At 35.5% G+C, this 23,250-nt stretch carries 17 protein-coding genes; 11 read left to right on the top strand and 6 right to left on the bottom strand.

Going from position 1 to position 23,250, the window contains the following annotated elements; genetic code table 11:
• The 6 genes from KFV02_RS06065 (at position 1) to malQ (ending at position 9,720) form a co-directional block, all read left to right on the top strand.
• Positions 1-2,445, top strand: a complete 2,445-nt coding sequence (locus KFV02_RS06065) for an ATP-binding protein (protein ID WP_252380648.1) — start codon at positions 1-3, stop codon at positions 2,443-2,445.
• Positions 2,446-2,573: 128 nt separating this feature from the next.
• A complete protein-coding gene (locus tag KFV02_RS06060) occupies positions 2,574-3,899 on the top strand; it encodes a diguanylate cyclase domain-containing protein (protein ID WP_252380647.1) in 1,326 nt (441 codons plus the stop codon).
• Positions 3,900-4,044: 145 nt separating this feature from the next.
• Complete coding sequence (locus KFV02_RS06055) at positions 4,045-5,325, top strand: adenylosuccinate synthase (RefSeq protein WP_252380646.1); 1,281 nt, start codon at positions 4,045-4,047, stop codon at positions 5,323-5,325.
• Between the two features lie 4 nt (positions 5,326-5,329).
• Positions 5,330-6,265, top strand: coding sequence for a DNA polymerase III delta subunit-related protein (locus KFV02_RS06050; protein WP_252380645.1), 936 nt, complete (start codon positions 5,330-5,332; stop codon positions 6,263-6,265).
• A complete protein-coding gene (gene glgB, locus KFV02_RS06045; RefSeq protein ID WP_252380644.1) occupies positions 6,262-8,148 on the top strand; it encodes a 1,4-alpha-glucan branching protein GlgB in 1,887 nt (628 codons plus the stop codon). Before KFV02_RS06050 ends, glgB begins: the two co-directional genes overlap by 4 nt.
• Before the next feature lie 42 nt (positions 8,149-8,190).
• Complete coding sequence (gene malQ, locus KFV02_RS06040) at positions 8,191-9,720, top strand: 4-alpha-glucanotransferase (RefSeq protein WP_252380643.1); 1,530 nt, start codon at positions 8,191-8,193, stop codon at positions 9,718-9,720.
• 326 nt (positions 9,721-10,046) lie between these two features.
• Here the strand turns inward: malQ and gyrA are convergent, their stop codons facing one another.
• The 4 genes from gyrA to KFV02_RS06020 form a co-directional block, all read right to left on the bottom strand.
• Positions 10,047-12,485 (bottom strand): DNA gyrase subunit A, encoded by a 2,439-nt coding sequence (gyrA, locus tag KFV02_RS06035; protein ID WP_252380642.1) that lies wholly within the window; start codon positions 12,483-12,485, stop codon positions 10,047-10,049.
• Positions 12,486-12,528: 43 nt separating this feature from the next.
• On the bottom strand, positions 12,529-14,904 hold the full coding sequence (gene gyrB / locus KFV02_RS06030; RefSeq protein WP_252380641.1) for a DNA topoisomerase (ATP-hydrolyzing) subunit B: 2,376 nt from the start codon (positions 14,902-14,904) through the stop codon (positions 12,529-12,531).
• Between the two features lie 31 nt (positions 14,905-14,935).
• Complete coding sequence (gene dnaN, locus KFV02_RS06025) at positions 14,936-16,084, bottom strand: DNA polymerase III subunit beta (protein WP_252380640.1); 1,149 nt, start codon at positions 16,082-16,084, stop codon at positions 14,936-14,938.
• A gap of 145 nt (positions 16,085-16,229) precedes the next feature.
• Positions 16,230-17,525: a DnaA ATPase domain-containing protein gene (locus KFV02_RS06020; RefSeq protein WP_252380639.1), complete on the bottom strand. Its 1,296-nt coding sequence runs from the start codon at positions 17,523-17,525 to the stop codon at positions 16,230-16,232.
• A 231-nt stretch (positions 17,526-17,756) separates the two neighbouring features.
• Here KFV02_RS06020 and KFV02_RS06015 point away from each other — a divergent pair, with 231 nt between their 5' ends.
• The 5 genes from KFV02_RS06015 (at position 17,757) to KFV02_RS05995 (ending at position 21,612) form a co-directional block, all read left to right on the top strand.
• On the top strand, positions 17,757-18,917 hold the full coding sequence (locus tag KFV02_RS06015; protein WP_252380638.1) for a homocysteine biosynthesis protein: 1,161 nt from the start codon (positions 17,757-17,759) through the stop codon (positions 18,915-18,917).
• Positions 18,904-19,734 carry an ATP-dependent sacrificial sulfur transferase LarE gene (larE, locus tag KFV02_RS06010; RefSeq protein ID WP_252380637.1) on the top strand — a complete coding sequence of 277 codons (831 nt, stop codon included), beginning with the start codon at positions 18,904-18,906 and terminating at the stop codon, positions 19,732-19,734. Before KFV02_RS06015 ends, larE begins: the two co-directional genes overlap by 14 nt.
• Positions 19,735-20,799: a M24 family metallopeptidase gene (locus KFV02_RS06005; protein ID WP_252380636.1), complete on the top strand. Its 1,065-nt coding sequence runs from the start codon at positions 19,735-19,737 to the stop codon at positions 20,797-20,799.
• 6 nt (positions 20,800-20,805) lie between these two features.
• Positions 20,806-21,078, top strand: a complete 273-nt coding sequence (locus KFV02_RS06000; RefSeq protein ID WP_252380635.1) for a DUF4911 domain-containing protein — start codon at positions 20,806-20,808, stop codon at positions 21,076-21,078.
• A gap of 129 nt (positions 21,079-21,207) precedes the next feature.
• Positions 21,208-21,612, top strand: coding sequence for a hypothetical protein (locus tag KFV02_RS05995; RefSeq protein WP_252380634.1), 405 nt, complete (start codon positions 21,208-21,210; stop codon positions 21,610-21,612).
• Positions 21,613-21,698: 86 nt separating this feature from the next.
• On the opposite strand, the gene KFV02_RS05990 is transcribed toward KFV02_RS05995, so the two are convergent.
• On the bottom strand, positions 21,699-22,517 hold the full coding sequence (locus KFV02_RS05990) for a TatD family hydrolase (RefSeq protein WP_252380633.1): 819 nt from the start codon (positions 22,515-22,517) through the stop codon (positions 21,699-21,701).
• Between the two features lie 284 nt (positions 22,518-22,801).
• On the bottom strand, positions 22,802-22,996 hold the full coding sequence (locus KFV02_RS05985) for a Trm112 family protein (protein ID WP_252380632.1): 195 nt from the start codon (positions 22,994-22,996) through the stop codon (positions 22,802-22,804).
• Positions 22,997-23,250 lie beyond the last annotated feature (254 nt).

Below are 23,250 nucleotides of genomic sequence, written 5' to 3'. Positions count from 1 at the left end.
ATGAGTCCATTACGATTTATTGATTTAAAGACCAACACACATTTTCATCGGCAGAACATACTCCTTTATTTCTTGCCTGTGCTAGCGGGACTGATTCTTTTTGGTTATGTTTGGTTCCTGATTCATCTCGTTTACACATCCCACATCCGTTTACAGTTATTTGCACTCGATCGCTTTCAGGCTGAAGTTGATGACCGGGCTCATAATCTCGGTTACTTTTTATGTGAGCGCAAAGAGGATTTGCAGGTCCTGGCAATGGACAGGACTATACGTGCCTATTTTCAAAATAAGGCCCTCGGCATGACCATGGTCTACGGGCTCAGGGGCAGTCTTTATAATATCAATGCAAAATTTAAAAAATACGTTCAGGAAAGGACTTTTAATGGTAAAAGTATTTACACTCGGATTGTCCTGGTTGACTCAGATAGCATGATTCTGGCGGATACAAACTGCAGTAACAATAAAAATCTGGGCAAGCTCAAATGGAATAAATCATTCCCCGGTAAAGAAAAAAATATTTTAATCACCCCAGATCAGGACAATAAAAATTTTCTGGTTGTCTCTGCCCCGTGTATGGTCAAAGATGAATTAAAAGGCCGAGTTATGGCCTGGATTAATTTTCAAACTATTTTTGAAAACTTTTTAAAGGAATATACTTCCCGTATTCAATCCAATAATATCCAACAAAGACTTGCAGCTATAGTTTCCGGCTCTGAAACAATCTTTCTATTTGATCCAGCTGGTAATAATTTCCGGAAAATTTTAAAATTTGTTCCTTTGAAAGAACGAAAATCAGGTGAAGAATGGTATGAAATAAAGGAAAATAATGAGCCTACAACAATAGATAAATTGCCAACAAAAAAAGAATTTTGGGTAAAACTTGTACCAGGCAACCAAGACGCAATAATTTATGGTTCACTCGTGCCCAGCACACCATTTTCTTTATTTGAAATAGTAGATGCTGAGCAAGTTATTGGTCCCTTCAAGCAAAAAGGACTTCTCACAGGACTGATTCTATTGTCGACTGGCATATTAGGAGGAATAATTTTTGCGATTGTTATAAGTATCAGACAGTCAGCCATAAATGCCAGGTACCAGGAAGCTTCAACACAGAGAAAATTTTTGGAGGAGAAGAACAAAGAATTGGAGAAACAAATAGAGATAAGAAAAAAGACAGAAATGCAGCTCATTGCTGCTAAATCAGAAGCAGAACAAGCAGCCAAAAACCTCTCCTCTGCACTTAAGGAATCCGAACAATTAAGACAGCAGGCCGAGGCAGCCACCAAGGCAAAAAGCCAGTTTCTGGCTAACATGAGTCATGAATTGCGCACGCCTATGAACGGTGTCATTGGCATGATCGACCTTGTCATGGACACTGACCTTTCACAAGAGCAAAGAGATTTTCTGAAAATGGCCAAATCATCGGCCTATAGTCTTTTAAAAATATTGAACGATATCCTGGACTTTTCAAAAATAGAGGCAGGTAAATTGAATTTGGAAAATAATAAATTTTCCATCAGAGATACCATAGCCTCAACCGTCAAACCATTTGCTATTCTTGCTGCCAAAAAAGGGCTGAAACTTAATTATAATGTAGATTCTCAAGTGCCAGACCTCGTCATAGGCGATCAAGTAAGAATGATGCAGGTCATAAATAATTTAGTCAACAATGCCATCAAATTTACAGAAAAAGGAGAAATAACTCTTACAGTGACTCTAAAAGCCATACAAAAAGAAAAGCAAGGAGAAAAAGCAATAATCCTTTTTACGATCAAGGATACTGGCATTGGTATCCCCAAAGATAAAATGGAGACTATCTTTGATAGCTTTTCGCAGGCTGATAATAGTATTACGAGAAAATATGGTGGAACCGGTCTTGGGATAACAATATGTAAACAATTAGTAGAGCTTATGGGAGGAAGCATCTCGCTAGACAGCGAATTGGGCAAAGGAACGACTGTGAAATTTACAATACCTTTTCTCATTGCCTCAAAATCAGAGATAGATGCTAAAGACAACAATGGCGAAGATAATTATATTAAGGGAGATGATAAAAAACCTTTAGATTTTTCAAGATATAAAATTCTTTTAGTCGAAGATAATCTGATTAATCAAAAGCTGGCCAAGATCATTCTTGAAAAGTGGGGATTTAACGTAGTTGTTGCTGAAAACGGGAAAAAGGCGCTAGATAAATTAGAAAATGAAAAATTTGATCTCATTTTAATGGACTGTCAAATGCCAGAGATGGATGGATTCGAAGCTACAAAAGCAATTCGCAAAATAGAATCTAAAACAGGGGAGCATATCCCTATTATAGCCATGACAGCCCTTGCGATGCAGACAGACAAAGAACGTTGTCTTAAGGCAGGAATGGACGACTATACCACAAAACCAATCAAGCAGGATCAGCTCTTAAAAGTTATCACAGAAATATTGAACAAATAAGAAGTATAGCCAGGCATGTTATCTTTTTAAAATTTTAAAAAATATTTTTTACAGCGGTATCTATCAATTCACATTAAGCACTCCAATCTAGAAATAGGTGCCTATTTAAAAATATTTGCAGGTGCACTATGAAACATAGAGTTTTAAACCTGCTATTAGTTGAAGATAGTTTGATAGATGCAAGGATTATTCTATCTATGCTATCAAGTATTGAGTACACAAACTTTGAAGCAGATCACGTTGAAACGCTTGCAGATGCCAAAAAATATTTGCAAAATAAAAAATTTGACCTGATAATTCTTGACCTTATGCTTCCCGATTCTGATGCCTTAGATACCTTTAACACAATTAAAGCAGAAAGCAGTGGTACACCTATAATAATTTTAACAAGCATCGATGATAATGACAATGCATTAAAGAGTCTGGCTAATGGAGCTCAGGATTATCTCATTAAAGGATGTCTGCGAAAGAATTTATTATCACATTCTATTTTATATGCTATTGAAAGAAATCAATTAATGCTAAAATTAAAAAATAAATTAAAAGAACTCGATCTATTAAAAACACGTCTTGAATACATTATCCAATCAAATCCAGCAGTAATTTACACAAAAAACATTGATAAAATGCATGATTTTGTGTTTATCAGTGAAAACATGAAAAAAATATTTGGATATGATCCGGAGCAATTTATCAAGGATCAAAGTTTATGGCAAAAAAATATCCACCCTGAGGATTTATACAGAATAAAACCACAGATGGAATCATTATCTTTAAAGCGTTGTTACATTTGTGAATACCGTTTTCAGCATAAAAACGGGGAATGGAGATGGGTGCATGATGAAGCACGTGTAGCAAGGGATGAAGAAGGTAAAGACACTGAAATAGTTGGTTATCTAGCAGATATTACTGAACGCAAACAACTGGATGAGAATATTAAACATTATGCCATGTATGATCAGCTGACCGACCTGCCGAACCGGAGGCTATTTATGGATCGCATAGAGCAGGCAATTGCCCGGGCAAGGCGTGAACAAAAAAGTTTTGCTTTGCTTTATATAGATCTGGATAAATTCAAGCCCATAAATGACACCTTTGGCCATGCAGCCGGTGACTCTGTCTTACAGGAAGTAGCCTCTAGAATGAAGTCCATGCTCCGTTCAACAGATACTGTAGCAAGAATTGGAGGAGACGAATTTGCAATAATTCTCCAGGATCTAGAAGACATCGAATATGCTGGCATTGTGGCCCAAAAATTAATCTATAGTATCATTAAGCCTATTTCACTCAATAACAAAACTTGTTCCGTAGGGGCAAGTATTGGTATAAGCTATTATCCTATAATAGCTACTGATATAGACACATTATTGTTAACCGCCGATAATTCCATGTATAAAGCCAAATTAAAAGGTGGGAATAGATTTGAATATTCCGTGGCACCATCCAGTAAATAATAATTTTGAGGTGTAAAATTCGACTCAATCCTTTCCAATTGACTTCATAAGTTTATTTTTTTACGAAACCTTGCCATTTGCTCAAATTATGTTCATCTTCTCCTGTTTTGAGTCCCTGGCCAAAGTTCAAATTGTGGAGGAAAGCATGGCTAATCTAGTCGTTATGGGTGCCCAATGGGGCGACGAAGGTAAAGGAAAAATAGTAGATCTTTTAACTCGGGAAGCTGATTTAATAGTCCGCTTTCAAGGTGGAAACAATGCTGGTCACACCCTTGTAGTTGGTGAAAAGACCTTTATTTTACATTTGATTCCTTCTGGAATTCTGCATAAAGATAAAAAATGTCTTATTGGCAACGGAGTTGTCCTGGACCCGGAAATTTTATGCCAGGAAATTGACAATCTATCTGCTAATGGCATTGAAGTTACTCCGGAGAGGTTAGTTATCAGCAAAAAAACCCATCTCATTATGCCCTACCATAAGTTGTTGGATGCCGCACGCGAGGCCTTTAAATCCGGTGAAGATAAAATTGGAACAACAGGACGGGGTATCGGACCATGTTATGAAGACAAAATGGCCCGCATTGGTATTCGGGCAGGTGATTTTTCCAAGCTTGATCTTTTGCGCTCCAAAATTAAGAAAGCCCTGTTAGAAAAAAATGTTATTCTTAAAGAATTATATAATCAAGAGCCGTTAGACCCTGAAGAGGTATTTAAGCAGATCGAACCTCTGGCAAAAAGATTAACTCCTTATTTGGGCGATGTGAGTGCTGAAATTCAGAATGCCAATAATGCGCAAAAATCTGTTCTCTTCGAAGGGGCACAAGGTACGCACTTAGATATTGACCATGGCACTTATCCCTTTGTGACCTCTTCCAATACTGTTGCCGGAAATGCATCAGCCGGGGCAGGCACTTCACCACGGGCTCTGAAAAAAATAGTTGCCGTGGTCAAAGCCTATACCACCAGAGTGGGTAGCGGGCCTTTCCCCACTGAAGAAAAAAATGAGCACGGCGATTATATGCAGCAAAAAGGATCAGAGTTTGGAGCCACCACTGGACGAAAAAGAAGATGTGGGTGGTTAGATTTGGTTATCTTACGGGAATCAGTGCGTCTTAATGGACCTACTGATATCGCTTTGACCAAACTGGATGTCCTGGGCGGGCTTGAGGAGATAAAGCTCTGCACTGCTTATAAATACAAAGGGCAAACAATCTATTATCCTCCCCAGGAAGAAAACAGCCTCGCAGAAGTAGAACCTGTCTACGAAACAGTTCCAGGCTGGAAAGAGGATATAAGCACTTGTCGAACATTTACCGAGCTGCCGGAAAACGCCAAAAAGTATATTCAAAAAATAGAACAAATATTAAATGTTCCAGTGACCATTATTTCAGTGGGTCCGGAACGAGAACAAACCATAAGAAGATGAAGCAGTGAAACAAGAAAGCGGTGAAACGGTCTATTTAGTCCTCTTTTCATCAGTTTTTTTCCATTCTCCGCTTCACCGCTTCATTATTTTACTGTTTCATTGCTTGGTTAATATGTCCACTTTTTTTATTATACCAGAGAATCAACAACGAGTCCTGCAATTTTTTCAGAAACTTAAAAAAAATCCTCCTCAAAGCCTTGTCCTGGAAGGCGGACGTCTGGACCAGCGTCTTTCCCTGGCCCTTTATTGGGCTATGGCCTTAAATTGCGCAGAAGATACCCCTTGCCTAAAATGCATGGTATGCTCCCAAATTAAAGACCAGGTTTTCCGTGATTTAATCCTTTTGGATACCAGGGAGGGAGTTGGAGTCGAAGACATTCGTCAAATGCGAACCACCTTATCCCATCCGCCACATCACCAAAACCGGGTCGTAATTATCAATGAGGCCCAAAACATTACCCCGGAATCTGCCAATGCCCTCTTAAAATCAATGGAAGAACCAATACCGGGTAATAACTTTATCCTTCTGGTCCCTCAGAGAGAAAGTTTGCTTCCAACCCTTATTTCACGTAGCTTTGTTCTCACCTTAAGCTGGGAACAATTTTCCTGGCCTGAAGATATAAATGATAAATGGGAGCCATTTGTCTCTTTTGTAAACACTGGTCGTGGCTGGTTTCACTTGACCACAAAAAAAACTTTTTTAACCAAAGACGAGGCCAAAAAAATTATTCTCTGCGCCCAATACGAACTGTTGAAAACCATGCACGGTAAAAAGGATTCCAAACTGAGCTCGCTATGGTCCAGATTAGATATACCAACATGGCGTAAAATCCATTTGGCCCTGAATTTAGCCGACCAGGCTCTTGACGTAAAGGCAAATCCAAACATTGTCTTGGACTGGCTGGCTGTAAAATTATGGAATTTTAGCCAGCACAAATGATAATCACTGAACACGACATCTATCTTTTTAAACAAGGCCGACACTTTCGACTATATGAAAAGCTGGGTTCCCATGTAGTTAAAAATGGTGGGGTCAAGGGAACTTTTTTTGCTGTCTGGGCACCCAATGCACAATATGTATCAGTCATTGGCGATTTTAATAATTGGAAGAACAATACTCACCCCTTAAGTCCCAGACTGGACTCCTCTGGAATTTGGGAAGGCTTTATTCCTGAAGCTTTGCCAGGTCAAAAATATAAATATTTCATTCGCTCCAAAAACAATTATCAAGTAAACAAAGGTGATCCTCTGGCCTATCTCTGGGAAATTCCGCCTGATACTGCCTCCATCATTTGGGATCTGGATAATGAATGGCACGATCAGCAGTGGATGCAAAAAAGAAAAGAGAAAAATAATATTAATGGACCAATATCAATCTATGAGCTACATCTTGGTTCCTGGAGAAGAGATCCGCAAAATCCAAGTCGCTTTCTTTCCTATCGTGAACTAGCCCATATTCTGCCAGAGTATATCAAAGATATGGGATTTACCCATGTAGAATTTCTCCCACTTGTTGAACATCCATTTTATGGTTCTTGGGGATATCAAGGAGTGGGATTTTTTGCTCCTACCAGCCGCTATGGGACTCCGCAGGACCTGATGTATCTGATAGACGTCCTGCACCAGCATGACATTGGTGTAATCATGGATTGGGTTCCATCTCATTTTCCCTCTGATGAGCATGGTCTGGCTTATTTTGACGGTACCCACCTGTATGAACATATGGACCCAAGAAAAGGTTATCATCCGGACTGGAACAGTTATATTTTTAATTACAGTCGCTACGAGGTCGTATCTTTCCTTGTTAGTTCTGCTTTGTTCTGGCTCGATAAGTTTCATGTGGATGGACTACGCGTTGATGCTGTAGCCTCGATGCTCTATCTTGATTATTCAAGAAAGAATGGTGAATGGGTGCCCAACAAATACGGTGGTAATGAAAATCTTGAGGCTATTGATTTTTTAAAACTTCTAAATACCCAGATCTATCAAAATTTTCCAGATGTACATACATTCGCGGAAGAATCCACGTCGTGGCCATTGGTATCTCGTCCGACGTATATTGGTGGACTTGGATTCGGTTTTAAATGGAATATGGGTTGGATGAACGATACCCTCGATTACTTCCAAAAAGACCCAATCCATCGCAAATATCATCAAGATCAGCTTACTTTCAGCATTTGGTATGCTTTTAGTGAAAACTTTGTACTGCCCCTATCCCACGATGAGGTGGTTTATGGTAAAGGCTCGCTTTTGAATAAAATGCCGGGAGACAGATGGCAACAATTTGCCAACCTAAGGCTCCTTTTTGGATATATGTTTGCACATCCCGGGAAAAAACTACTTTTTATGAGCTCAGAATTTGGCCAAATTAAAGAGTGGGATCACGAACAAAGTCTGGATTGGCACTTGTTAGATTGCCCGGATCACCAAAACCTTAAACGCTGGGTTAGAGATCTCAATCATTTCTATCGTTCTAATCCCGCCCTATTTACACTGGACTTTGAACCAGATGGGTTTAGCTGGATTGATTGTCACGATACAGAAAATAGTGTTCTTTCTTTTTTACGTTGGGAAAAAGACAGAACCCCTATGGCCATTGTCTGCAATTTCACCCCTCTACCACGCTACAATTATACTATTGGTCTACCCCGGGCTGGTTTGTGGTATGAAGTTTTAAACAGTGACTCACATGTCTACGGTGGCTCGAATTTAGGCAATTTTGCTCCTATTCAAACAAAAGAATCAAGTTGTCACAACTTGCCCTATTCCGCACAACTAACCCTACCCCCTTTGAGTATAATTTTTTTATCTCCTCAATCTTGAGCTTATTGAGTTTATTCGATTATTACAAATCACGAATTAATTATGTATAGAAGAAGTGGTATTTTACTTCATATTTCAAGCCTTCCGTCTAATTTTGGCATAGGTGATTTTGGTCCCTGGGCCTGTCAATTCATTGATTTTTTATTTCGTTCAGGTCAAACTATTTGGCAAATTCTTCCTTTAACCCCTGTAAATGGAGGAACTGGTAATTCGCCTTACAGTTCTCCATCTTCCTTTGCTCTTAATCCCCTTTTTATAAGCCTGGAAAAATTAATTATTGATGGTTATGTGTCGCTAAGGGAACTAGATTATAATTTTTCCTTCTCTCATAACCGAGTTGATTATGATCTTGTTCGTGAGTTCAAATTAAATATCCTGAACCAAGTTTTTGTTCGTCACTTGGTAAGAATAGAGAATGATTCCAAGTTTAATACTTTTTGCGCAAACAATGCCTTTTGGTTAAACGATTATTGCCTCTATCAAGCTATAAAAGACTATTTTCAGGGCTCTGCTTGGTATTGTTGGCCCAAGCTTTTACGTTTTAGAGACGAAAAAGAAATCAAAAAGTGGTCACAAAACCTGGCCAGAGAGGTTTTAAAACAAAAATTTTTTCAGTTTTTAGCCTTTGATCAGTGGCAAAATTTAAAAAATTACGCCAATGGAAAAAATATCCTTATTTTAGGTGATATTCCAATCTATGTTAGCCTGGACAGTAGTGATGTCTGGGCAAATTCGGAATATTTTATTCTGGATAAGGATAAACTTCCCCTATTTGTAGCAGGAGCACCGCCAGACTATTTTAGTCCTCAAGGACAATTATGGGGCAATCCAATATATGACTGGAAAAAATTAAAGAAAGAAAATTTTAACTGGTGGATAAAACGAATTGAGCACAACCTTGCTCTCTATGATTTGGTTCGCTTGGATCATTTTAGGGGCTTTGTCTCTTACTGGCAGGTTGAGGCAAATGAGCCAACAGCACAGAATGGTCAATGGATAAAAGGACCGGGAGATGATCTGTTTCGAGTGATGATGAACACTTTTGATCCAAATTGTTTTCTGGCTGAAGATCTTGGCCATATAACAGAAGATGTTCTTGATTTACGTGATAAATACAATCTTCCAGGCATGAATGTCCTGCAATTCGCCTTTGCTAACGCTGCTGATGCGGATGACGCTAATTCAGATTTACCTAAAAACCCATATCTTCCTCACAATCACAGAAGAAATAGTGTTGTCTATACTGGAACGCATGATAATAATACTATAAAAGGATGGTATAAAAACGAATTAAATATTCAACAAAAAATGATAGTTAGTGAATATATTGGGAAGGATATAAATGAGTTCAATGTACATAATGAGTTTATTCGCTTAGCCCTGTCATCAACGGCAAAATTATCTATAATACCTATGCAAGATATCTTGGGTCTGGATACAGAAGCAAGAATGAACCTACCCGGAAGCAGCACAGGTAATTGGGAATGGCGTCTGCTTCCGGATCAGTTGACTGAACATATCGAGGAAATGATTTCTCGCCTTACATATATCTATGGCCGTAGAGTAAACTAAATAAAGCTCAAACAAAATAAAAAAATGTCTTTTCAGATAGCGTCCGGAGTCTGTAGCTGTCGGGAAAAGGCTTATTTAAGGGATACGAGGGTTGCTTACTTGAACCTCTCTTTTATTTTTAATCGCAGACCCACGCAAAGAAGAACACCTGACGACTTACCGGTCGCGCTGTTGTCCCGGCCTGAAAGGCCGTCAGGTTTTAGTTCAGCAAAGTCTGCCTAACAAGAATGTCTGCCTTAGTCTGCGTGGGTCTGCGGTTAAAATATGAGCTTTCAATAAATAGCAGATGCAACTATCAGATGCACCCCTTTTAAAATTTAGTCTTCTTAGCCTTCGGTTGCTTGTAAACTGTTTTCCTGGACCACAATATCAAAACAAATCACTTTTTGATCTTCTTCCAGATTGACCAACTTCACTCCCTGAGTATCACGTCCTGCACGACGTACTTCATCTACTTTAATCCGAATAATTTTATTATTCGAAGAAAGCAAAACAAGTTCATCATTATCTGCTACCAGAAAAGACCCTACCACTGCCCCGGTTTTTGGGGTTATTTTCATATTTTTTATACCCATTCCTCCTCTGGACTGAACTCTGTAGTTTTTCAAATCTGTTCTCTTTCCGAATCCTTTCTCAGAAATAGTCAGTAAATCTCTTCGATGATCTCCGTTCACTATGACTGCTGACACTACTTCGTCGGATTTACGCAGGGCAATACCTTTCACCCCCATTGCTTTTCTTCCTATGGGCCTTATTTCTTTGCCCATAAAATGTATAGCGTATCCATTTCTGGTTGTTAAAATTATCTCAGAATCTGATTCAATTACTTTTACAGCAATAAGTTCATCACCTTCTTTCAGCTTGATGGCTATTTTCCCCTGGCTGCGTAGTATTTTAAATTCTGAAAAAGAAGTCTTTTTGACCATTCCATTCTTAGTAATAAAAAGAAAGTATTTATCATCATCAAGATTACGGAGTGATATAATATTAGCAATATATTCATTGCCTGTAAGCGGCAGTAGATTATTCATATGTACGCCTTTAGCGATCCGACTTCCTTCAGGAATTTCATATACTTTAAGGCGGTATACTTTCCCTTTGTTGGAAAAAAGGAATAAATCTTGATGATTAGTAGTAATAATTAAATTTGTAATAAAATCTTTTTCTGAAACATTTGCACCAGCAATTCCTTTTCCACCTCTTCTTTGCTGATGATAGTTGTCAAGTGACGTTCTTTTAATATATCCATTTCTCGACAATGTAATAATAACATTTGAATCTGGAATAATATCCTCAATATTTATAGAACCTGGATCATATTCCATTATTTTAGTTCTTCTGGGAGTAGCATATTGTTTTTTTATGCCCTCTAGTTCTTCCCTTATTACTCCCTTCAATACCTCTACATTTTCTAAAATACTCTTTAAATATTCAATCTTTTTTAGTAATTCTTTATATTCTTCAAGTAACTTCTCTTGTTCAAGATTGGTTAGTCTTTGTAAGCGCATATCCAGAATAGCCTGAGACTGAACATCGCTTAAATTAAAGCGGTTCATCAGTTTTTCTTTTGCTTCTCGAGGTGTTTTAGAAGACTTAATCAGCTCAACAACCTCATCAATATTTTCCAGAGCAATTCTAAGTCCTTCTAAAATATGTGCTCTCTGTTCTGCCTTATTTAAGTCATATCGTGTTCTTCTTATAATTATTTCTTTTCTATGCTCAATAAAATATTCCAGTATTTGCTTCAAATTTAGAAGCTGTGGTCTATTATTGACCACAGCCATCATATTAATACCAAAACTTGTTTCCAATGCAGTAAATTTATATAGTTTATTGATTACTACATCAGCAATTGTCCCTTTCTTTAAATCTATAACTATACGAATACCTCTACGATCTGATTCATCTCTGAGATCGGTAATACCCTCAATCTTGCGCTCATTTACAAGCGCGGCAATTTTTTCCACCAGATTAGCTTTGTTCAGAGCATACGGTATTTCAGAAATAACAATAGATTCCATTCCCTTTGGCCTGGACTGAACTTCTATTTTAGACCGGATTTTGATACTTCCACGCCCGGTTTCATAAGCAGAAACAAGGCCTTTTTGGCCATACATATATGCACCGGTTGGAAAATCCGGTCCCTTGATATAACGCATCAAGTCTTTAATTTGCGCCTGTGGATTATCCAATAAATAAAGTAAGCCATCTATAACCTCGCCCAGGTTATGGGGCGGAATATTCGTTGCCATGCCAACGGCTATACCTGATGAACCATTGATAAGAAGGTTAGGAACCTTTGTCGGCAGAACCTCTGGTTCCTGTAGTGAATTGTCATAATTGGGTCTAAAATTAACAGTTTCTTTTTCAATATCAGCTAAAAACTCTCCGGCAAGTCTGGACATGCGCACTTCGGTATAACGCATGGCAGCTGCAGCGTCGCCATCGATGGAACCAAAATTACCCTGGCCATCAACAAGAGGATCGCGCATATTAAACTCTTGAGCCATTCTTACCAGGGCATCATAAACAGCTGCATCACCATGTGGATGGTATTTACCTATAACATCACCAACAATGCGGGCTGATTTTTTATATGGGCGATTATAGGTATTACCAAGTTCATGCATGGCAAATAAAATACGACGATGAACAGGCTTTAAGCCGTCACGTACATCGGGAATAGCCCTACCAATAATAACACTTAAAGAATATTCCAGATATGACTTCTTAATCTCTTCTTCGATACTTACTTTATCCAACACTATCTTTCTCCTTTAATCCTTACCCTTTATCACTTAACCTATTTTAGATATCCAAATCACTGACAACCAGGGCATTGCGTTCAATAAACTCTCGTCTAGGCTCAACTTTATCGCCCATAAGTTTTGAAAACAATTCATCAGCTTCCTCGGCATCGGCTATGGTTACCTGTAAAAGTTTTCTCTTTTCCGGATTCATGGTCGTTTCCCATAGTTGCTCGGGGTTCATTTCACCGAGACCTTTATAGCGTTGAATATTTATTCCTTTATTGGCCAGAGATAATACATAATCTCCCAGTTCAAACAGACCGTGAATATGTTCGGAACTATCTTTATGGATCACTTCAAAGTCAAAGTTAGGACTCTGCTTTTTTATTCTGGAAAATATATCATAACTTAATTTATATAATTTAGAATTAAAAAACTCTACACCTAATTTTACCTGATGACCATTTTGATCAATAAATTTTAAATACATTCTTTTTTCTTCATCATTATCCTCTACAATCATATCAAAATCATATCCATTTCTTAAAATATAATCCTTAAACGGACTATAATCCATATATTCAAAATATGCAGGACTCAGCTTTTGTTCAAACATAAGTAAATTTAGAAACATATCCATACTAATACCAATATTTTCTGTCTCTAAAAATTTATTTTTTAAAATTAAAATATCTTCTAAAAATTTAATCAATTCTTTGCCTGTATATATATTTTCATCCTGTGTCTTAATCTGAACTTCATCTGATATCCTTGATAGTAAAAATTCGTTTAGTTCCTTCTCATCTGTAATATACTTTTCAAAATTTCCTTTATGTATTCTAAATAGTGGTGGTTGAGCAATATATAAATATCCATTTTCAATAAGACTCTGATATTGTCGAAAAAAGAATGTGAGTAAAAGTGTTCTAATGTGGGCACCATCAACATCAGCATCAGTCATAATCACTATTTTATGGTATCTCAATTTTTCCAAGTCAACACCGTCCTCACCAACTCCCGCCCCCATAGCTGTAATTAACGCTCTTATTTCTTTATTCTCCAAAATTTTATCAAATCTTGTTTTTTCCACATTTAAAATTTTACCACGCAGAGGCAGGATGGCCTGAAACTTTGGATCACGGCCTTGCTTAGCAGAGCCACCAGCTGAATCTCCCTCAACAATAAAAACTTCGCATTCAGCGGGGTCTTTACTCTGACAGTCAGCTAGTTTTCCGGGTAAGGAATTGTCAGAAAGAGCTCCTTTTCGACGCACTAGCTCGCGCGCCTTTCTCGCTGCTTCACGGGCTCTGGCTGCATCAACAACCTTCTCTATAATCAATCGAGCATCTTTGGGATTTTCTCCAAAAAATTTACTTAAAGTTTCATAGACCAAAGCAGAAACATACCCCGATACTTCGCTGTTTCCTAGTTTGGTTTTAGTCTGTCCTTCAAACTGGGGATCAGGAACTTTCACGCTGATTATCGCGCTCAGGCCTTCGCGCACATCATCACCAGTTAACTTTTGCTTCAACTTCCTTGGTAAATCAGCGTTTTGAATATAATTATTTATGGCCCTTGTGAGGGCAGATCTGAAGCCAACCAAATGAGTTCCACCCTCTATTGTTTTAATATTATTAGCAAAAGAATAAATATTTTCCTTATATCCTGCCTTATATTGCAGTACAAACTCAATGCTCACATTTTTAACTTCTCCTTGACCATGAATAACTTTATGGATTCCATTTCCAGCATTTATTTTATTAATAAATGAAATTAGCCCACCGTCATACTTAAAAACATCCTTATTACCAGATCTTTCGTCAAAAAATTCTATTTTTAAACCTTTATTTAAGTAGGCTAATTCTTCAAATCTTTTGGCTAAGGTCTCATAATTAAAATTAACATCTTCAAATATCTCTTCGTCTGGCCTGAATTTAATGGTAGTTCCTGTTTTTTCAGTACTACCAATCTCTTTTAGCTGACAGACAGGTATACCTTGCTCATATCTTTGAAAATATTTTTTTCCATTTCTTCTAATAGTTACTTCCAAATATTCAGAAAGGGCATTAACTACTGAAACACCAACACCATGCAAACCACCTGAGACTTTATAAGTAGCATCATCGAATTTACCTCCTGCATGAAGGACTGTCATAACAACCTCTACGGCAGGTCTTTTTTCCTTAGGATGAATATCAACAGGTATTCCACGCCCATTATCTGATATAGTAACACTATTATCCAAGTGCAAAGTGACCTTAACATGGTCACAGAACCCTGCCATAGCCTCATCAATACTATTATCAACAACTTCATATACAAGATGATGGAGACCTCTTTGATCAGTACTGCCAATATACATCGCAGGCCTTTTGCGAACAGCAGAAAGACCTTCTAAAATTTTAATACTTGCTGCGGTATACTCGTTACTCATATTTTTCTTTATCTCCTTAGTCTAATTTTAATTACTCTACCTCTTCTTCTGTATAATAAACTTCCTCTTCAATCTCAACGGGCATTGTTATTACCATATAACTATAGTCTTCATCACCTGTAATTTTACATGGTTCGGTTTGTCCTGAGAAATGAAATTTTACTATTTTAGAGTCAAAGTGATTTAAAATATCAATTACATCCTTTGTAAGTAAGACAATATTTTTTATAGTTCCTTTGTAATTACATGGAAGTGACTCATAAGCTTCTCCTATATCGGTTCCTTCTACGTAAAGTAATAATTCATTTTCATTAAGCTTAAAATATGTTGAACTTGTTTCCGAATTAAATATCATCAACCTATCTAATGATTCAATCAGATCATCTTTGTTTATTTCTAAAACAGAGTTAAAATGATCTTCATATTTATTTAACAGTTCATGGTAATCAGGAAAGTTATATACACTTAAAGGAAATGAAAATATTTCTTTATTTTCTTGTGTCCTGAAAAATAATCTTTTATTAGATAAACTTATTTCTATTTCATCTTCAGACAACCATTTTTTTAACTCTGTAAGAAATTTTTTAGAGATTAAAAAACCATCTTCTGGTAAAATTCTATGAATATCTTCGTTTTTAAATTTAAGCAACGCAAATTGATGTCCATTTAATCCACAGATTTCTATATGGTCATTGCTTACAGCTTTAAAACTCATACAAGTCATACCTTCCATAGTATCATCATCACTTATACAAAAGGAAATTTTTTGAATAATTTCCTTCAAGATATCACCTGACCATAACACTTTGTTTTCATTTGGAAAATTTTCAAAATTTTGAAACCACGATGGATCACTTGTCGGAAGACGATACCTTCTTTTTCCCTGTTCCACGATTAAAATATTTTCCTTAAGTCGAAGACTAATTTCGCCTGGCTTCAATTTTCGTATTAGATCGGCAAAAGTCTTACCTTGTACTCCGACCAAGCCCTCTTCTCCGACAATTGCCGGATAATTTCCAGTGAATTCAATATTCGAGTCAGTAGCCCTTATCTTAAGTTTATCTTCTTTAGCTTCAAGCCAGATAGTTCTTAAAAAAGCTGCACCTGTCTTGGCAGGAATTATGCCTGATGACTTTTGTAAACCTTCAATGACATCTTCTCTAATAAACTTAATATACATCTTTTTTTTCTCCTATTTTTATTAAAGATGGTCTATTTGTAGATAATTTAATTAACCATTTGAAAATAATTGTTTTTTTAGCGTTTTTTTATGAACAATTAAGGTTCACTTTTGACAAATTTTGTCTGATTCAGGAAATTTGAACCTATTTTTCTTGTGAGGAACATTTTTGTTCCAGATTTTTTAACAAAGATTTCATAAATCGGCTATCTTCTTTTAATCTTTGAATTTTTTTTACACTATAAATGACGGTACTATGATCTTTTCCCCCAAAAATTTTTCCTATTTCTGGATATGAATATTTCAGTAATTTACGACATAAAAACATGCTCACCTGTCTGGCTTTGACAATCTTTTTTTCTCTTTTTGAGGAAAGGATATCATCCCTTTCCAGGTTCATTTCATCTGCTACAATGTCTATAATATTATCAAAGGTTAAGTTGTCTGCTCTTTTCTCCTGTACTGTATTTAAAATGGAAAAAAATTCTTTTTCTCTCAGGTTATTATTTATGAGCTGTGTGTAAGCTAAAATTTTTAAAAGGATACCTTTTATATTTCTCAAATTTTTAAATTTTTGTGCAAGAATTAAAATTTGTTCATTAGATAATTTTATTTTTTTATCGTCACAAAATTTACGTATAAATTTAGTTCTAATTTCTAGATCTGGTTTTTTCAGATTTACAATTAAACCCCATTCTAGACGGGATTTTAGCTTTTTATCAAGTCTATCCAATAGTAAATACTTGCCAGTATAACTGAAAATCATTTGTTTTTTTTGTTCATAAAACAAATCAAAAATTGTAACTAATTCTTTTTGTAGACTATCAAAATTTAATACTTCTTGAAAGTCATCTACAATTAGGTAGTCATAATTATCTATATATTGTTTAAATGTAATATGATTTCTTTTAAATTTTACAATATATTTATTGTTCAAATCGTCTGAATTGATAAATAGTATTTTACTATTATGTTTATTTTTTAAAATTTCATTTACAATTGCTTTTAATAGGTGTGTTTTTCCTGTTGAGCTTTCTCCATAAATTACAAATGGATTAAACTTTGCTGAGTTGTGATTGCATATTTCCTTAGCTGATACAATTGGAAAAAGATTTTTTTTGTTATAAATAAAATTTTTAAATGTAAAATCGTAATTTAAATTTTTATTATTTTCTTTAATTTTTTTCTTAAAATTTTTTAATATTTTATTATTGGTGTTTAATGATATGATTTTGTATTCAAAGTCTAAATTAATTTCGTTTTCAATTATATCTTTAAACTTGATTTTATAGTTATCAAATAAAAATTTATGTTGGAATATTATATATATTTTTTTTTCATCTTTTTCAATATTTAATGGATCAAACCACATTTTTAGTGTTTTTTCAGAAAAATTATTTTTTATGAGTATTTTTTTTATTTTTTCTTTAATATCAGACATAATGAATAATTTTGTTTTAGTAATTTATTGACTTGACCGTTATCCTTTTATAGCCATTTGGGACAGAAACTTTTATATTTTGAAAGGGTGGAGTCAGTAAAATGTCATGCATGTTAAATTATTTAGCTTAAAAAAAAACTATACCAGATATCGTGGGGATTTGGCAAATTTTAATTATTATCTAATATATTAAAATTATTATAAATTTTTAGATTTAGAGAGGAGATGTCGATGGCAATTAAGCGAACTATTTCGGAAATAAATGATAAAATTAAAAAAGGCAAAGCCGTTGTTTTAAATGCCAGGGAGATGGCCAAGCTGGTTAGAGAAAAGGGGAAGAAAAAAGCTGCTCAAGAGGTTGATGTTGTCACCACCGGGACTTTTTCACCTATGTGTTCATCCGGGATGTTGTTTAATTTTGGCCATCAACCGCCACTTATTAAAGCTTCAAAGGTATGGTTAAATGGGGTTCCTTCCTATGCTGGTCTTGCTGCTGTTGACGCTTATTTAGGAGTTACAGAACCTGCAGAAGATGATCCTCTGAATAAGGTTTATCCGGGGCAATTTAAATATGGCGGTGGTCATGTTATTGAAGAACTTGTGCGCGGAAAATCTGTTCGTTTAAAAGCCATAGCTTATGGGACTGATTGCTATCCAAGAAGAGAATTGGAAAAGGATATTACTCTTGCTGAGCTCAAAGATGCAATTTTGCTCAATCCTCGTAATTGTTATCAAAACTATAATTGTGCTGTTAATAAGACCAATAAAATAATATATACTTATATGGGTCCATTGAGACCAAATCTGGGTAATCTTAATTTTGCAACATCTGGGGAATTAAGCCCGTTATTTAATGATCCTTATTTTAAAACCATAGGGTTGGGGACAAAGATTTTACTGGGCGGCGGCATTGGTTATGTTATTGGTGCCGGGACGCAGCATAACCCTAATCCGGTGCGAAATAAACGAGGAATCCCCATGCGGCCATCCGGAACATTAATGGTAAAAGGTGATTTAAAACAAATGAACGCTAGATTTTTGCGTGGAGTAAGTATAGTTGGTTATGGTTGTTCAATGGCCGTGGGGGTTGGCATTCCTATTCCTATTCTCAACGAAGAAATGGCTTGGTATACGGGTGTAAGTGATGAGGATATCCAGATGCCAGTTATAGATTATGGTGTTGATTATGGACAGGGAAAAGCTAAGGTTATTAAATATGTTACTTATGCTGAATTAAAGTCAGGCCAGGTTGAGGTAGAAGGTAAAAAGGTATCTACAGTTCCTGTAACCAGTTATGCCCTTTCTCTGGAAGTGGCGGATCTGCTCAAAGAATGGATCGAATCCGGTGAATTTTTATTAACCGAAGCTCAAGAAAAAATTGAATCCAATTAATAATACGGTTGGCCAGGTAAAAATTTTTGGTCAGGCTAAACTCGATAGTTTGTATAATTTTTTAAACAAATACCCTGGGTTTATAATTGCCCTGTCAGGTGGTATTGATAGTCGGTTTCTGACTTTTTTTAGTCATATTTTTGAACTTAATTACCAGGCAGTAACCTTTTATGGACCTCATTTAACCGATTATGAAATAGATTTTGTTAAGAGATGGGTAGAAAAACACAAGATAAAACATAATTTTGTATATTTTGATCCTTTGAAATTTAGGCTAATTAGTTCTAATACAAAGGATAGGTGTTATTTTTGTAAAAAAGAAATATTCACTCTTTTAAAGCGAAACTATGGAAAATATGGTTATATAATTATTGATGGGACTAATTATTCGGATTTAAAAAAATATAGACCTGGAATAAGAGCCTTAAATGAACTGAAAATTATAAGCCCGCTCGCAGATTTTTTTATTGAAAAAAATGATATAAAATTTTTAGGTAACATTATAGGGCTTGATTTTTTAGATCAGTATTCTAGGTCGTGTCTTTTGACTAGATTTGATTATAATATAAAAATTAATAAAACTTATTTATTAAGGTTAAGAGAGATTGAAAATTTTTTACTGAATCTGGGTTTATTAAATTTTAGAGTTAGAGTTTTAAAAAATAAAATTTTTTTACAGGTAGATGATTTTTTTAAGGAATTATTTTTTTCTTATAAGAAAAAAATAGATATCCGGTTTAACGATCTTTTTAAAAGAGATTATGAGCTGATGTTTTCTAATAATATTTCAGGTTATTTTGATAAAAAAGGTTTATAAATGGATATAAAATATCAGAATAGGTTGGATAAAGTTAGAGAAATAATTTTTAATTCTGGCCTTGATTATTTTTTCATTTCCAGTGCTGCCAATAGGTATTATCTTAGTGGTTTTGAGCTCCATGATCCTCAGTGTAATGAATCATCAGGATATTTACTTATAACCAAAGATAATTTTTATCTCTTAACAGACCCGCGTTATGAAGAAGCTGCAAAGAGAATTTTACCTGAAGATAATATATTTATATATAGACAAAATAAATATGAAAGAATAATAAATTTTTTAAAGGAAATTGGTGTAAAACGTTTTGGCTTTGAATCTGTTTATTTGTCTTATGATTTTTATGACCAATTAAATAAACATTTTGAATTAGTTCCTCTTAAAAATGTAGTCGAACAGGTTAGAATGATTAAAGATAAGGACGAAGTTAAGTCCTTGCAAAGATCTTGTGCACTTAATCATAAGGTATTTGAACAGATTGAATTATTTTTGACTACAGGTAAAACAGAAGCTGAAATTGCATGGGAAGTTGAAAAATTATTCAGGACCGGGGGGGCAACTGAACTTAGTTTTTCAACTATAGTTGCTGTTGGTCCCAATGCTGCTTTACCCCATGCAATTCCGGGAAAAACAAAAATAGTTAGAAATTGTCCGGTACTTATTGATATGGGAGCGCGAGTTGACGATTATTGCTCGGATCAGACCAGAACTTTTTGGGTAGGAGACAGTCCTAGTAAAGAGTTTCTCAGAACCATGGAGCTTGTAAAAAAAGCACAAGAAAAGGCTATAAAAGAAATTTATCCGGGATTACCTATAAAGGATGCATATTATATTGCGAAAGCTTTTTTTCAGGAGTATGGTGTAGATAAATATTTTACTCATGGGTTGGGACATGGAATTGGTTTGGAGACACATGAACCACCTGCCATTGGACCTCTTGCCAAAGGTGTTTTTAAGCCGGGAATGGTAGTAACCATTGAACCTGGTCTTTACTATCCCAAGTGGGGTGGAGTCAGATGGGAATATATGGTTTTAATCACGGATAACGGTGCCGAAATTTTATAGTCTGCTATGCTAAATAATTATTCTAAGCGCCTATATTTGCAGGTTGATAGGAAAAATATTGCTTTATTTAAATTTTTTTTAGAAGGATATGATAATTTAGCTTACTTAACAGTAGTAGACAAATACAAGGCTGTTTTACAGCTTGTTTTTAGTCATGAGTTAGAAAAATTTGTTCATGATTTTATAAAAAATATAAAAAGTGATATTCCTGTTAAAATAGTATATGATACAAGATGCGCCTGCAAAAATTCCCTTTTTGCAGGCAATGTTGAATTTTGAATTATGAATGTTGAATTATTTAAACTGGTTATAGGATATTTTTTTTGTCAAAATTGTAAATTTTTAATTTTTGCAGTTGCATCATACAGGTAAAAAATAGCTTTTTTTGCGTCTCTTGGAGCTAAGATTATGAAAAAAATTAAATTTTTTGTCTTGATAATTATATTTACTCTTTGTCTTGGAATGGGTGGAAATAATTATAACATTGTTTCCAGTATTCCTGAGCCTGATCGCTATTTTACAGTAACAATTGTAGATCAGAGTAATAATTCTTATAAAGTGCAGAAAATATCTGTTGATGGTTTAACTTTTTTACCCGCAAAAATGGGAAGAGCTGATGTTGGGATAGACTTTAAAACTATTAAAAAAGTAAATTTTTATTTACAAGATGATAAAGTTTTAGCCAAGATAGTGTTTTATGATAAATCTAATAAAGAATTTTATATAGATCCGGAAGTTACTTTTTTTGGTCAGACTGAATGGGGAAAAATTAGACTTAAATGTAGTGATATAAAAGAAATTGTATTTAAATGAATTGATAAAAAGCAATTTAAAAACTGAAATGATTAATTTTCATTCATAGGAATAGATGTTAAGTAGTTGTAAATAAAATTACATCATTAGAGGTTAAAGAATTTTTGACATGTGCGAGCGGTGGTTATCCATACATCAGAGGTAGAAATTTTCTTAATTTGAGCAATTTTTTGGGCAGTAAAACCAATTAATGCCGGTTCATTGCGTTTTCCACGATAAGGTTCTGGTGTTAAAAAAGGACAGTCAGTTTCCAAAACCATGCTTGTTAAGGGTATATATTGCACTGCTTCCTGAAGTTGATGATTCTTTCTGTAGGTTACTGTTCCAGGAATGGACAAGGTCCAGCCAAAGCCTAGGAGTTCTTCTGCTAAATCCTTTCCTTTTCCAAAACAGTGCCATAATACTTTTTTATCTTTAAACCCCATATCGAGTAAAATTGTCACAGTTTCTTTTTCTGCCTCTCTTGAGTGAATAACAACGGGTAAATCCAGTTCCCTTGCCAGTTCTAGTTGTTCCTGAAATGCTTTTACTTGAGCTTCTCTTGGGCTAAAATCATAATAAAAATCCAACCCGATTTCCCCTACAGCCTTTATTTTACTGTCCTGATTAATAATCTGTTCAATTTTATTTATCGTATCATTATTAAATACTTTGGCATCGTGGGGATGCGTACCCAGGATAAAGAAAACCTGCTCATATGAGGCAAATAAGTCTTTGTTATTAAGATAGGCCTCCGGACCTAAAAATACATTACCAATTGCTGCCAAACCACATTTTTGAGCACGCTCAATTATTTCATCCAAATCAGAACCAAACTGCTCCAGGTCAAGGTGAGCATGGCTGTCAATTCCACCTGGTGGAAGATTAAGTTCTTCAGGTAATGGCCTTCTTTTCTTTTTAGACATTTTATTTTTAAAGTTTTGTAGTTAATATATTCTGACAGATCATCCATTTATTAAGCGATTTTTAATTGAGTTTTAGATTAAACGTATTGGAATAAAGGTAAATTTTGAGCCAGAGATTTTAACCCAATGGGTGAGATTGCCACGGGCAGCTTCCCTGCCTTCGCAAAGACAATATCGTCCCTTTCATTGCGAGCGGAACAAAGTGGAGCGAAGAAATCTCAAACTTTTAACTGCAAAAAAACGCACAAGTTTTGTAAACTTTGACTTGTTCTAATTATTCCTGACTATTGCTGAGCTTTTTTTTTCCACTCATCTAACTTTATTGCTTCCTCAATAAGCATAATAGGTATTTCTTCTTTAATAGGATAAACCAGTGAGCACGTTTCACAAATTAACCCGTCTTCTTTCTGAGTTAGAATCAAATCACCTTTGCATTTTGGGCAAGCTAAAATATCTAACAGATCTTTGTTTAAGGTCATGTTTACTCCTTTTGCCTCTTTGGGGATGCATCCGATTTTGCATTTGATATTTATGAGATGTTATATTGTAACCGCATAAGGCGTACAGACAAGTGCGCCCTGCGACTTGCCGGTCATATTGCTGTCCCGGCCTGTAAGGCCGTTAGGTTCTTGTTCGGCAGACTTTGCCGAACAAAAATGTCTGCGTTAGTCTGCGTGGGTCTACAGTTAAAAATAAAAAAGGGGGTCAAATAAGCAACTCTTACCCCTTAAAT

This window comes from Desulfovulcanus ferrireducens (assembly GCF_018704065.1).
Classification (GTDB): Bacteria; Desulfobacterota; Desulfovibrionia; order Desulfovibrionales; family Desulfonatronovibrionaceae; genus Desulfovulcanus; species Desulfovulcanus ferrireducens.
This window is presented reverse-complemented; position numbering and strand designations above follow the sequence as displayed.

What these genes read in the sequence shown, in the direction of transcription:
- glgB (WP_252380644.1), top strand. Translation starts at nt 6,262, where the DNA reads ATGATAATCACTGAACACGACATCTATCTTTTTAAACAAGGCCGACAC.
- KFV02_RS06015 (WP_252380638.1), top strand. Translation starts at nt 17,757, where the DNA reads ATGGCAATTAAGCGAACTATTTCGGAAATAAATGATAAAATTAAAAAA.
- KFV02_RS06000 (WP_252380635.1), top strand. Translation starts at nt 20,806, where the DNA reads ATGCTAAATAATTATTCTAAGCGCCTATATTTGCAGGTTGATAGGAAA.
- KFV02_RS06020 (WP_252380639.1), bottom strand. Translation starts at nt 17,525, where the DNA reads ATGTCTGATATTAAAGAAAAAATAAAAAAAATACTCATAAAAAATAAT.
- KFV02_RS06060 (WP_252380647.1), top strand. Translation starts at nt 2,574, where the DNA reads ATGAAACATAGAGTTTTAAACCTGCTATTAGTTGAAGATAGTTTGATA.
- KFV02_RS05990 (WP_252380633.1), bottom strand. Translation starts at nt 22,517, where the DNA reads ATGTCTAAAAAGAAAAGAAGGCCATTACCTGAAGAACTTAATCTTCCA.
- KFV02_RS06065 (WP_252380648.1), top strand. Translation starts at nt 1, where the DNA reads ATGAGTCCATTACGATTTATTGATTTAAAGACCAACACACATTTTCAT.
- KFV02_RS06055 (WP_252380646.1), top strand. Translation starts at nt 4,045, where the DNA reads ATGGCTAATCTAGTCGTTATGGGTGCCCAATGGGGCGACGAAGGTAAA.
- dnaN (WP_252380640.1), bottom strand. Translation starts at nt 16,084, where the DNA reads ATGTATATTAAGTTTATTAGAGAAGATGTCATTGAAGGTTTACAAAAG.
- gyrB (WP_252380641.1), bottom strand. Translation starts at nt 14,904, where the DNA reads ATGAGTAACGAGTATACCGCAGCAAGTATTAAAATTTTAGAAGGTCTT.
- KFV02_RS05995 (WP_252380634.1), top strand. Translation starts at nt 21,208, where the DNA reads ATGAAAAAAATTAAATTTTTTGTCTTGATAATTATATTTACTCTTTGT.
- KFV02_RS05985 (WP_252380632.1), bottom strand. Translation starts at nt 22,996, where the DNA reads ATGACCTTAAACAAAGATCTGTTAGATATTTTAGCTTGCCCAAAATGC.
- KFV02_RS06005 (WP_252380636.1), top strand. Translation starts at nt 19,735, where the DNA reads ATGGATATAAAATATCAGAATAGGTTGGATAAAGTTAGAGAAATAATT.
- malQ (WP_252380643.1), top strand. Translation starts at nt 8,191, where the DNA reads ATGTATAGAAGAAGTGGTATTTTACTTCATATTTCAAGCCTTCCGTCT.